This window comes from Bacteroides sp. QWL-09 (assembly GCF_058683585.1).
Window position 1 is genome coordinate 1,840,353 of the sequence record NZ_CM178748.1, and the last position, 12,942, is coordinate 1,853,294.

A 12,942-nucleotide genomic window follows, 5' to 3' on the forward strand; every position below is an offset into this window, starting at 1 on the left:
GTGTCGAGGCATTTTACTCAACAACTCATCTATGACCCATTATTTAAGAAAGCGTCCATAACGAGACAGCGTAATCTTTTCGGTTTTCAAAGACTTCTTTGCTCTTCTTTCGAACCAAACCGAAGCAGATGAAGCCTCAGAAGTTTGGAAAATTTGCAGATCAAGAACAGGGTAATCAAAATCGGTATATTTTGCAACCCTAACCACCATCGTCAATTTCTTTGCAGCATTCTTATACACCAACCAATCCTTATATGGGTTAGAAAATTCAAAACCTTCTTTTTCCAATAAGGCAGAAAACTCATTTGTTACATAATATTGTCCATTAGATTGGAAGAAACCTTTCGACCAATCTTTAAAATATTGAGCCGTTTCAGAAACAACCTTCGGGTCAGCATTATTAATAAAATAAGCTCTAGCGACCGCTTCACTATTAGCCACGTCAAAGAACAAGAAATTACTGTCTTCCGCCGGATCAATACTTGATTTCGTATCATTAAACGTTCCATTATTGGCAGCTTCATAAGCCCTGACATCAGCTTCTAGCCCATTGAAATTCTCAAATCCATAAGGGAATGCACTAAATGTAGGATAAGCTTGTGGTTGAGTCGGAACAAACGAGAAGATGATTTGTGGATCTTGGGCTTCAGGATGAATGGCAGCCTCAGTATTCTTTTCAGGATTAACAAATACATTTGTCGTTTTTTCAGTATAGCCATTATCCAATAAGAACGTTTTGTAATTGTCCAACTCAGTGGTAAGAATATCTTGGTTAGCCGCAAACAAAATCACTTTAGCTAAGCCGGCTGCAGGAATCTGATAAGTAATCACATCAAAAGCTTTACTCTTCGTTTGGTACATCCATTGATCCGCATTAAATAATCCATCCGGTTGTTTAACCAAGTCACTCCGACGAGCCAATTCAAAATTCTTAATGGCAATCCCGTTAGATCCAAAGTCCAAACATGGGAAGATAAAGAACATGATTCCATCTTGCTTAATCAAGAATTGCTTGACCGTTGAGCCACCGGTAAGGCTAAGAGTCGCAACTCTTGAAAGTCTTTCGGTATTTTCAGCAACCTCAACAACCACTTCTCCCTTAAACTGTTTTGGAGTCAGTTTGACCCAATCCACATCGGACGAGATAGCCCAGTCCTGCGTATTTGCATCAACATCAAACTGATACGTTCCTCCCCACTGGTCTATATCCAGCTGATCAGGCAAGGTTACGATCGTAACGTCGGAAGCAGCTTGATGAATATCAATGGTCTGCGTCATCTCTCCGGCAATCACCACAACCTTACCGATACGGTCCTGTGTCGTGTTGTTTTCCGTTACGGTAACGATCAATTCCTCATTTTCTTCCTCAGTTGAAATCCACTCTACATTAGAGAACGCATTCCACGAATCAGAATTAGTTGTAATACTAATTCTATTTTCAGAAGCAGCTTTTGGTAAATCCAGTGATGACTCTGAAACACTCAAATCAATGTCGTCATCTTGTTGACAAGATGAAAAGCCTAAAAGACTAATCAGAACAATTAAAAGCACGTTTTTTTTCATAAGATTTTGTAGATTTAAATAACAGGTTCTGAATACAAATGCCACTATAGAACGAAAACCTTATTAATCCTATAGCTAAAATAAAATCATATTTATATTACAACATTAAATCATATACAATAAAAAAATTACGAACAAACAACATTAGAATCACGTTGCATAAATTTAGAGATAATTTAAGACAAGAATTTGTCAATGCATCAAAATAAGCATCAAAATAAAATATAAAACAAATAAATAAGAAGCAATAAGTCAAATATCTATTTTTTATTTCAAAAAAAATATTTCACAGAAATAAAAACGAATTATAATGTAATACAACAATAGTAAAATAAAAAAGTTGAATAATAATTTTATTATTTTTAATAAATAAACATCGAAAACAATAAACATAAAACAGAGATCATCGATTAATTCAACGTTTTCAAGCCATTAACTAAATAGAAAAAAATCTAGATTAAAAAACGACTCTAGACAAAATGGCCTTATGACGACAAAGTGTTGTCCCAATTATTATCTCATATTAATGTTTAACATAAAAGTGCCAAAAAATCATTTTGCTTTTAAGCTCAAAAACCACTTTATATTTCTTTTTATTCCTTATTTTTGATCAAATTTATAATCGTCAATCAAATTTATCATGAGAATAACCAAAGTTAAAATAGACAAAGGCGAAGAGGCTAAAAAGCCAATGGTGCTGATGCATCGCAGGAGTAATAAAGGATCGCTCATTTTAGAATATCCAAATACAAAAAGAAACTCCCCAAGCGATCCCAAAGATGAGACCTGCAGAATTATCAATCATCTAAAAAATGACAATTTCAAAACCAGTATACTCAAGAAGACACTCGAAGACAGCTCGAAGATAAAGATCGAACTTTGCGAAACCTGCCAATCGAAGAAAAACAGAAAAGAGTTATGCGAGGATTGCAAAAGTAAACCGGGCTACTTAGCCAAATCACTTGCTTCTAAGCTAGAGAAACTTTTCGACAGCATCATCAATGGTATTATAGAGAACAAAAGCGTTCAATTAAAACCACTCGACGTCTCATCTGACGAAATGGCCCAACTAAAACACCGCTTAAAACACAAATTCCGTTCCTCACTCAACTACAGAGACAAGACCAATCAGCCAAAGAATTTTTGTCTTCTAGACGACCTCTCGAGTTACCTCTCCACAAAAGACTCTAGAGACCTCATCTCTTATCAAGAATGGGTATCATATTATCTCGAAACCAAGAAAAACTTTACCCGAAAATCGGTCATCGAGAACCGGATTGTGGTCGATTACGACAAAGACAATACCCTCAGTTCGCGAAAAACGTGTCTAAAAGAGTGGGAAGCAGATTATAAAGCAAACGGGAAGCTCAACTTGAGCCATCTAAAAGAAACCTTTGGACTCGACGCCACATCTCTCCTCTTTCCAGAGCCCAGTGATGAGACCAATTTCCAATTCAACCTCTCGGTTAAGAAAGCGTTGCAACTTTACCAGAAAGACCTCTTTGGAGCAAAAGACCGAAACGGAAAAGACAATCCCAATTATTTGGCTAACCGTGCCAACAAAGAACTGACGATCTATTATAATGAAGTGGTGAAGTACATCGAACATTACTTCCCCATAAAGAACAAGAATAAAAACAAAACTCTAACCTTAAAGCAAGCTCAACACTATCTCGATCCGAAGACCATTCACAACACCGTTACCCATCAGATAGAGAACGCCATACACCAGCAACTCCTACAAAAAGGGAAAGCCGCCTTGCATCAATTCAACGAGGAGACCAACAGCTCGACCCTCTCTTCGGTTAAGCGCAACGAATTCTTCGTCCTTAACCTCATCGAAGCCTGCGCCTTTGCCACCAACAACATCCGAAACATCGTCGACCGCCAACAGACTCAAGATATCTTAGGCCACACAGATCTAACCAAAAGCCTCAAAGCCTTTGAAACTCCCGAAACAGCAACCCCATCAACCGATGGCGAGAATCACTTCAGCAATGAGATCTATCGTTTGTTCTTTGACGAGGAACTCGCTTACGGTAGTGCAACCGAGATCGAATCCTTCAAACAGACCATCTGGGCCATGCGTGGAGCCGTACAAAAGATACGAAACGAGGTGGTTCACTACAAGACCGACAGTCTGAACACAATCTTCAACCTCGACACCTTCGATTATGACGGGCCCTTGGACAAACACTATACAAACACCCGCTTTAAGACCTATCTCGACAACGATCTGTCTCAAGCCAAAGCGCGTTTTGTAGAACAGTTACAGTCGAACGACGTACTCAACTATTACACGTCCCAGAATATTCAGACTTTCTTATCGAGGTTTAAGTTCTCGCTCTCTAAATGCCCCATCCCATTTGCACCGGGATTCAAAACCATATACAGCGAAGGATCCAGCTTGCAAGAAGGAAAATCCACACTCCAACTAACGTTCTATCATTTAAAGGATAAAACAGCTAAAGATACGAAAGGCTCAAAAGCCTATGATAGCTATCGTTTTCTCTTGAAGCTTGTTTATAACTACTGTTTCTTAAATCAGTTTTTAAGCAATAGTAATAAAGAAGAATTCGGTAAAACAGTTAACTTCGTCTTAAAAAAGAACCGAGAGCTGGCCGGAAAGGACAAAAAGTCGTCAAACGCCCACAAAAACTCAAAATATCAGTATGCGTTTAAGGAGATACCTCCCATGGATAAGGACAAGGAATCGATAGCAGATTATCTTAGCAAGATTCACAGCTTAGCCGTTCAAGAGGAAAACAAGAAAAAAGAAAAAGGCGCCGGACAATTTTATCATACCAGACGTTTCATCGAGCGTTTATTTGCTAAAGGCTTCGACGACTTCCTCAAAAAACAAAAAATTGATTTTTTGTTGAGCCCCAATCAACAGCTATCCAAAGAAGAGACTCAGCCCGAGTACCGTACACTCATCGACCAGATCAACATTCAGCATCAGATCAACAGCAACTCGGACGCCCATATCGCCTTCTATACGTTTTGCAAATTACTCGATGCACAACACCTGAGCGATCTTCGCAACGAGTTTATTAAATATCAAGCTTCGGCTATGAAGAAGAAAGATCGAACGAAATTCTCGTTTATCATCGACATCCTCGGACTTTGCCTACTGAGCGTCGATAGTCCCAAGAACAAAGCCGACGAAGAGGAAAATAAAATAGGTGGACGAATGACGGACGCCGAGAAAACGAGATGGGAAACAGATTTATCGCCTTTCGTAGAAAAAGAAGGGGCTCAATTCGTTGGTAACGACTGTTACATGCAACAAGACAACTACACCCCGGTGGTTCACGCCTCCATTCGCCTAATACGTAAATATGGTACAATGGAACTCCTTAAAAAGCTCATCGAGCAAGAAACAGCGGATAAAAACAGTCCTTCCTTTAAAGTGACCGCAAAAGATTATTCAGAATGGCAGAGCTTTAAAGTTCAGATCCCCGAAAAAGGACGTTCACTCATTGAAGAGTATATGGAAACGAGAAACTTGTTACATAAGAAATGGGTGGAGATCAACAAAGGAAATAAAAACAAGATCGCTCTTAACAAAAAAGAGGAAGAACGTTATAAAAAAGCTTGCGAAGAGATAGAACGTTATGATTGGCTAGACAACAAGATACATCTCGTTCATCTAAAACAATTGCACAACTTAATGATCGAGATCCTCAGTCGCCTGACCCGCTTTGTTGCTTTATGGGATAGAGACTTTGTGACCTTCGATAGGCAACTTGTAGAGCGCGATTTTATTTTTACAGGTTTTATTAATCTCCGAGAAATTTGTGAAAACAATAAAAATATAGAGAAATATAAAGAAAATATTATAAAAAGGACAAATGGTTCAGCAATCAGCTCAGCCGATTTTGATAACATCAAAAAAGACACTGATTTTAAACGAACGATTTATTCAAAGACTTTTTTTAAAGAGAACAAGAACGCTCCTGCATATCGCAACTTCATAGCACACTATAACTACATCACTAAAAATGCCCGATTCTCAATCATTGACCTAATCAATCGTCTACGAGAACTCATGCAATATGACCGTAAATTGCGCAATGCTGTCTCTAAGTCAATCATTCAGGTATTCGATCGGCATGGCATGGAGCTTCGTTTTAAATTTAAAGATGACACGAAAGGGAATAAAAAAGAAAACAACGAAGCAGAAAAACATGAATTAGTTTTAGACAAAGATTCGGTAAGGCCCAAGACCATTAAACATATTGGAAATGCCGAAATAGAAACAAAGCTAGTCTCGGAAGAATATTGTAATCTCTGCAAAAAGTTGCTAGAAATGAAAAAATAGTGCTATATTTGCTTTCTAGCTAATAAAAAGACTGTTTTTTTTAGCTAGAAAGCACTATAACTATCTGATATACATAGAGATACTCAGATCGTGCTGTGAATGATCCCAATAGTGAAGGGAACTACAACCTCTTTGCATAGGTTGAATACGCAATTCATGCTGTGAATGATCCCAATAGTGAAGGGAACTACAACATAGTGTTGTTATGGCAGGACATCCAAATGCTGTGAATGATCCCAATAGTGAAGGGAACTACAACTGTTTTTGAGGATGCCCACGTTCATCATCAACTGTAAATGATCCCAATAGTGAAGGGAACTACAACGTATGCATATATTGGGAATGTGTCTGTCGAGCTGTAAATGATCCCAATAGTGAAGGGAACTACAACAACGTGCAATAATTAGAGAGCTCGCAAGGCGCTGTGAATGATCCCAATAGTGAAGGGAACTACAACAAAGACTACCAACTACTAGCGTAAATATTCACTGTGAATACCACCAATAGTGAAGAAGCATTACCAAGGAAGGAAATAACATAAGCCGCCCACCACACACCGCCCACCACCCATGAAGAAGAGAACCGCAATAACAATCTTTTGCCTATCCACGCTACTCATAGCCCCGGCATTCATTGCTCTAATCAAGGAACAAGCCTATGGTTCCTGTCTCGTGATTTTAGTTCTATTGGGCTTAGCCATTAAAGGATTGCGCAAGCTACAAAACGATTAAATATTTTTTCTCAAAAAATTATTTAAAAACCTTTTCCATTTAAAAACAAAACTTTGTACATTTGCGGACAGAGTTAAACCTTTAAAATAATCATGGAAAAGAATGCAATAAAATCGTTTGCGCCCTACAACTTTTCACGCTGTTTCAACGCTCAATGTCCGAAGGCTGACCAATGCCTACATCACCTTGCCGCTACAAAAGAGACTAAAGATGATTATTCTGTTTTAATTATTAACCCACTCCGCATCCCCGAAGATTTAAGCCTTTGTCCGGCTTTCCAGTCGAACGAAAAAGTTAAAGTCGCCTGGGGTTTAAAACATTTATTCGATAATATTGTTTATAAAAAAGTAGACACTATAAGAGATAGACTCATTTATCATTTTGGTAAAACAAAATACTATCGTATCTATCGCAATGAGATCGGACTATTACCCATAGATCAAGACTTTATCCGAAGAGTCTTTAAAGAAAAGGGGGTTGAGAAAGAACCGATTTATGATGAATATACAGAAGAATATCTCTGGTAAACAGAATACCCTTCCCAGAAATACGTCTACCTAGATATTTTTCCCGATTGATCTGCAACGGTGCCACCAATGGTATATAGATAACTGATTATCATTTCATTAACCCTGGTGACAGATCCTGTTGCAGATGGTGGTAGATCGATTGATCTGCCACCTTTTTTAGTCCAAAAGCCCAAATTCAATCCCTGAAAACCAAATCTAAAGGTAAAAAAAATCAATTCAAAACCGTCTTCTTCGAAGTTTCAAACTAACGAAAATAGACTTTCATACGGACGAAACTCTAGTTTCCTTCTAGGAAACCTACAGTTTCTAAGCAAGACAATATTTTTACATCCACAAGAAACTCAACTTTCGACGGTATGAGAATTATTTGCCAACCCGTGAAACGCATTTGCCGACCGATGAAACCGAGTGGTAGACAGTCTCAAAGTCGAACGGGTCAATATCACAACAGGCCATTTGACTTCAAATAAAAGAACAGACACAGTCGTTTAACGAAAAATAAAAGAACATGAAAATCACTAAATTAAGGGAAAAAGAGGGAGAACCGGCTTTAAGCACCATATCTCTAGAACAACTCCTTGAGAGAATTAAATGCGAAACCAAACAACAACCGGTTTCTGCTTTCCGGGAAGAACTCAGAGAAATCTTGCCGTACGAGTCGTACGACGACTCCAAGAAGCTCACTAGAATTATACCGGCAGCAGAATTCGGTCGGACAAACGACGGGCAACAGATGAAGAACTATAACGGAATTGTGGAACTAACCGTTGGCCCTCTTACAGGAAAAGAGGAGATCGATCTGGTGAAACAACGCGCTTGGGAAGTGCCTCAGACGCGCTGTCTCTTCATGGGATCGAGCGCACATACCGTGAAGATCTGGACCACCTTTGCACGTCCCGACGAGACATTGCCCACCACAATAGAGGAGGCCGAGATGTTTCACGCTCATGCTTACCGACTAGCCGTGAAGTATTATCAGCCACAAGTACCGTTCGAGATCCAACTCAAGGAACCTCGACTGGATCAGTATTCAAGATTGTCGTACGACCCGGAAGTAAAGTATCGCCCCGATTCTAAACCGTTCTATTTGGCACAGCCTACTGCCATGCCCGACGAGCCCACTTATCGGGAAACGGTACAGCAGAAGAAATCGGTCTTCCAACGGGCTAGTGCGTTACTCAATGAAAGCGATAATATCATCGTGATGTTTGAGAACGCCTTACATCAGACCTTTTTCGACCTAGCCAAACAGAAAGAACAAGATCGGTTAGAAAGCGAGACGGAAAAGATGTCGGACGAACAGATCAGACTGCAAGAGCAAGCCGGGCTGAAAGAGCAAGCCAGATCGTACGAGCAACGAGAACGGGATGAGACCGAACGACTGGTTATGCAATTGGCCGTGAACTGTTTTCAAAAAGGCATTCCCGAAGAAGAGGCCGTGATACGAGCCATCTCCTATTGTTATCACAAAATGCACAAGCTGGCCGTTCGCGAGATCTTTGCCAATGCCTACCGACCAAAGAGGGGATTTGGCAAACAGAAAGAGATCAACAACGATCAGTGGTTGTCGTTACAAACCGATGAGTTCATGAAACGGCGATACGAGTTCCGCTATAACGCGCAAGTTGGCGAGGTGGAATATCGGGAACGGTCGTCGTTCTGCTTTCGGTTTCGGCCGGTCGACAAGCGGATACTCAACAGCATTGCCTTGGATGCGCAAGCCGAGGGCATCCCACTGTGGGATAAAGATGTGAGCCGTTATGTCTATTCCAATCGCGTACCGATGTTCCGTCCACTCGAGGAGTTCATGTGTACCCTGCCCGAATGGGATGGAAAAGAGCGCATCGAAGCGTTGGCGCAAAGGGTGCCGTGCAACAACCCACATTGGCCGAAGCTCTTTCACCGTTGGCTGCTGAATATGGTGGCTCACTGGCAAGGCCTGAATAAGAACTTTGCCAACAGCGTGTCGCCCTTGTTGGTGGGCGGTCAGGGTACCCACAAGTCCACCTTCTGTCGGAATCTGCTACCGCCCTCCATACGAGAGTATTACACCGACAGCATCGACTTCTCACGCAAGCAAGATGCAGAGCGTTACTTAAACCGATTTGCATTGATCAACATCGACGAGTTCGACCAAGTGAGTGCCACGCAACAAGGTTTTCTAAAACACATCTTACAGAAGCCGGTGTTGAACGTTCGTAAACTCTATGGCAGTGCCGTGCTCGAGATGCCTCGTTACGCGTCGTTCATCGCAACAAGCAATCAGAAAGATCTACTCACCGACCCGACCGGCAGTCGGCGGTTTATCTGTATTGAAGTGATAGACGTGATCGATACGTCACGGAGCATCAACCATAATCAGCTTTATGCACAAGCCTTGGAGGAACTGATGAATGGCGAGCGATATTGGTTCGACCAAGAAGAGGAGCGCTTAATTGCAGAAAGCAATCGCGAGTTCGAGCAAGTCACTCCCGAAGAGCAGTTGTTCTATCACTTCTTCCAACCGGCCAAGGAAAATGAGTCAGGAGAATGGCTGTCGCCTGCCGAGATTCTGGGAGAGATGAAAAAAGGAAGCGCCATACCGCTCTCCCCAAAGCGCGTGAGTGTCTTTGGACGTCTTTTGCAGAAACATAAAGTGCCGTCGAAAAGGACGCGCCGCGGAACGGTATATTGTGTGACTAGGCTATAGCGGAATGTCGATTTTTTTTCTATTTTTGCGATTAATATCATCCAAAAACAGAACATATGTCTATATTCAGAGTTATTCTTTCGATCATTTTTCCGCCATTGGCCGTTATCGACAAGGGCTGCGGATCGTTCCTCATCGTCTTGTTGCTCACCCTTGCCGGATGGGTACCGGGAGTTATTGCAGCACTCATCATCTTAAACAAAGGACATTAGTATAAAAAAAGGACATTAATATAAAAAATACCCGTTGCAGGGAGGTGGCAGCAAACTGATCTACCACCCATCTGCAACGGGTATCTGCAACACTTTATTTATTTCATTATCTGACCATTACCATCAAAAAGGTGACAGATGGCAGATAAATTCGAAAATACAACTCCTAGGAGGATCACGTTTTTAGTTTTGTTTTGCCCAAGCTCTGAAAAGCTCGATCGCTTTGGCTAGAACCCCGGCAGAACCTTTGAAGCTACCGCTACCTGAAGGCACATTACCTTGACCGTACCATTCATAGAATCCTTTGTTAGCCACTACACGATCAATCATCGGACGCACCTCGTCGTAAGCCTCAGCTACAAAACCATGAGCAATGAGTTGTTGAATCATGCGTCCACCAAACCACGTCCAGTCGCCGCCATTCTGATAGACATACGGTTTAGCCATTCCCCCATGGAAAAAGCCTTCCGGATAGACCGGATAGAGGGTCAGGCCAATACTCGGCATACCCGACAAACGTACGTTCTCCACCATCTGAGCATTCACCACGGCAATCTCGTCTTTGGTAAGCAGTCCCGCTTCAATGGCCACAGCCGTTCCACCATGATAATGAATGGTATTCTCGTCGAATCCTTCGGGGATCGGCGATTCCTTTAAATAAAGATGAGGGATAAACTTCTGACGTTTGGCATCCCATAAGTGTTGACGGACATTTTTCGCCAAACGGTTTCTCAATTCGTCCCAACGCGTCACACGTGAACCCACCTGATCCATGGCTTTCATGGCATCGAGTGCCAAGATCAACATCGCATTATCATACACATCAATAGCCGGAGTCGACAATTCATTCATGTCGCATCCGAAATCATCCTTCGGCTGCACATCACCCCAGTCGGCCGTCATCGCACCATAGATCAATCCGTACGCCTCACTGTAACGTTCTTTCATCAAGTAGTCGATCATATCCGCCATGCGGTCAATCACCTTACGACCACCGATCTTCGTTTGCAGAATCTTACGATCGCCCGTCTTCTGAATATATTTGTAAACCAACTGAATCAACGAACTCTCCTGATCGGTTTCTACCGTATTCTTAAAGCCAACATGCCCCGGAGCTAAAGACGAGTAGTATGGGGTATCATCGTGCCAAGTAAAATCTTTCTTCAACACATAGCCATCGATCATCTCGTTATTGGGCTGCTGCATACGAAAGAATAACAAGATAGCACCGCGCAACACCTTCGCATCGAACTCCTCACAAGCGGTTTCGATAAATGTATTCATGTCGCGTGCCCAAACTTGCGAATATCCGCTACCGGCATTCAGTCCGTTGTCGATAACCCGACGGGCCAGACTGTCGACAAAAGCCAACGACCGGTCGTTAGTGATGCGCTGAGCCAACTCTTGTTTAGCCCAACCTTTTAACAGCGTAATCGCCTTATAAAGTACACCGGCTTCGCCTCGGAACGTACCAGAACCCATCGGTTCACCGGCCGGAGTATACCATTCGTAGAACCCATTATTCTCGATCACCCGCGCCAGCATCGGTTGCAACTCATCGTACGCCTCAGCGATAAAGCCATGATTCACCAACGTCTGGATCATACGAGCACCAAACCAAGTCCAGTCGCCACCGTTCTGGTAACCGTAAGGATACATCCCCACTCCTTTAAACGAACCGGCAGGATAAGTCGGATAGAGCGTCAACCCGATGGTCTGCGCATGAGCCTTAGCCATATTCTCGAGCATACGCCGATTGGCATGAGCAATCTCCGCCTGCGACAAGAGTCCCGCTTCGATGGCTACAGCCGTTCCGCCGTGGTAGTAAATCTTATTCTCATCGAAGTTCTCAGGAAAAGGCGAACCATTCAAGTAAATGTGAGGGATGAACTTCTGACGTTCACTATCCCACAGATGTTTGCGGATATTGGTTTTCAACGTCTCTCTCACCGCGCTCCACTTCTCGATCTTAGCCCGATCGGTAGAGAGTTCGATAAAATCGTTCAAGGCCAACACCAACATGGCATTGTCGTAGATGTCGATGGCATAATGGGTATTCTCGTCGATCTCAACCCCCCAGAGATGCTCCGGCTGCACATCGCCCCAGTCGGCTGTTGTCGCCCCGATAATCAAGCCATATTTCTCGTTCATCTTTTCCTTCATCAGATAATCCAATGCCCATTCCATGCGCTCGTAAACCGTCTTACCCGCAATCTTCTGATTCAGATAGCGAGTGTTCCCGCTTTTCTTCACATATTTATAAATAGCTTGCACCAACGACGTCTCGTGATCGGTCTCTACCGTATTCTTATGTGCCGCGTAACGAGGCTCGTCTTTCGACATGCGGTATTTATAGCCGCCATTGGCTTGTTTAATGGGAATAAAACCGTCGACCACATCTCCGGTCGGCCCTTGAAAATGAAAGAAAGTGTTTAAGTTGTGACGGATCACCTCATCGGGCATGACCTCCATAGAGAGTTCGATGAACGTATTATAGTCACGTATCCAAACCTCGCCATAGCCATCTCCCGCATTAAAACCGGTTGCGACGATCTTTCGAGCCATCGAATCCACCCGATTCATCAACGTATTATTTAAAATCTTAGTGACATAGTCGGACGGACAACGACCGCCATCGGTCGCATAAACCGCAACCGTCAGCAGGAAAGTCAGCCCCAATAAACCGATAAGTTTCTTCATACCTTTGTTTTTTTAAGTATAGATTGTATTTCAGTACTGCAAAAATAGGGGCTACACTCCAGCCTTCTGCCAAAATATTCTACGATTTACTTATACTTTCTTACGAAAGAAGAGAAGACCACTTCACCTCTCACCGATCGGAAGATAATGCAAAGAAATCAGTTATTAAGTCAACCGTACTTTTACAGAAAGA

Annotated in this window: 7 protein-coding genes; 5 read left to right on the forward strand and 2 right to left on the reverse strand. The window is 42.3% G+C overall.

Annotation, left to right across the window (positions count from 1 at the left end; all coding sequences use genetic code 11):
- Window positions 1–39: 39 nt before the first annotated feature.
- Complete coding sequence (locus AC4PG5_RS07175; protein ID WP_492028262.1) at window positions 40–1,563, reverse strand: BACON domain-containing protein; 1,524 nt, start codon at window positions 1,561–1,563, stop codon at window positions 40–42.
- Between the two features lie 640 nt (window positions 1,564–2,203).
- On the opposite strand from AC4PG5_RS07175, the gene cas13a reads away from it, so the two are divergent.
- From cas13a to AC4PG5_RS07200, 5 genes are all read left to right on the forward strand, one after another.
- A complete protein-coding gene (gene cas13a, locus AC4PG5_RS07180) occupies window positions 2,204–5,887 on the forward strand; it encodes a type VI-A CRISPR-associated RNA-guided ribonuclease Cas13a (protein WP_492028263.1) in 3,684 nt (1,227 codons plus the stop codon).
- A 569-nt stretch (window positions 5,888–6,456) separates the two neighbouring features.
- Window positions 6,457–6,618, forward strand: a complete 162-nt coding sequence (locus tag AC4PG5_RS07185) for a hypothetical protein (protein ID WP_492028264.1) — start codon at window positions 6,457–6,459, stop codon at window positions 6,616–6,618.
- 92 nt (window positions 6,619–6,710) lie between these two features.
- Window positions 6,711–7,145 carry a DUF6078 family protein gene (locus AC4PG5_RS07190; protein WP_492028265.1) on the forward strand — a complete coding sequence of 145 codons (435 nt, stop codon included), beginning with the start codon at window positions 6,711–6,713 and terminating at the stop codon, window positions 7,143–7,145.
- A 511-nt stretch (window positions 7,146–7,656) separates the two neighbouring features.
- Window positions 7,657–9,837, forward strand: a complete 2,181-nt coding sequence (locus AC4PG5_RS07195; protein WP_492028266.1) for a BT4734/BF3469 family protein — start codon at window positions 7,657–7,659, stop codon at window positions 9,835–9,837.
- A 56-nt stretch (window positions 9,838–9,893) separates the two neighbouring features.
- The gene (locus AC4PG5_RS07200) at window positions 9,894–10,049 is read left to right on the forward strand and encodes a YqaE/Pmp3 family membrane protein (protein ID WP_492028267.1); all 156 of its coding nucleotides are present in this window, start codon (window positions 9,894–9,896) and stop codon (window positions 10,047–10,049) included.
- Between the two features lie 183 nt (window positions 10,050–10,232).
- Here AC4PG5_RS07200 and AC4PG5_RS07205 read toward each other — a convergent pair whose 3' ends face one another.
- The gene (locus tag AC4PG5_RS07205) at window positions 10,233–12,749 is read right to left on the reverse strand and encodes a GH36-type glycosyl hydrolase domain-containing protein (RefSeq protein WP_492028268.1); all 2,517 of its coding nucleotides are present in this window, start codon (window positions 12,747–12,749) and stop codon (window positions 10,233–10,235) included.
- Window positions 12,750–12,942: the final 193 nt, after the last annotated feature.

Coding starts and splice junctions, on each gene's coding strand:
- AC4PG5_RS07175 (WP_492028262.1), bottom strand. CDS start 1,563: ATGAAAAAAAACGTGCTTTTAATTGTTCTGATTAGTCTTTTAGGCTTT.
- cas13a (WP_492028263.1), top strand. CDS start 2,204: ATGAGAATAACCAAAGTTAAAATAGACAAAGGCGAAGAGGCTAAAAAG.
- AC4PG5_RS07185 (WP_492028264.1), top strand. CDS start 6,457: ATGAAGAAGAGAACCGCAATAACAATCTTTTGCCTATCCACGCTACTC.
- AC4PG5_RS07190 (WP_492028265.1), top strand. CDS start 6,711: ATGGAAAAGAATGCAATAAAATCGTTTGCGCCCTACAACTTTTCACGC.
- AC4PG5_RS07195 (WP_492028266.1), top strand. CDS start 7,657: ATGAAAATCACTAAATTAAGGGAAAAAGAGGGAGAACCGGCTTTAAGC.
- AC4PG5_RS07200 (WP_492028267.1), top strand. CDS start 9,894: ATGTCTATATTCAGAGTTATTCTTTCGATCATTTTTCCGCCATTGGCC.
- AC4PG5_RS07205 (WP_492028268.1), bottom strand. CDS start 12,749: ATGAAGAAACTTATCGGTTTATTGGGGCTGACTTTCCTGCTGACGGTT.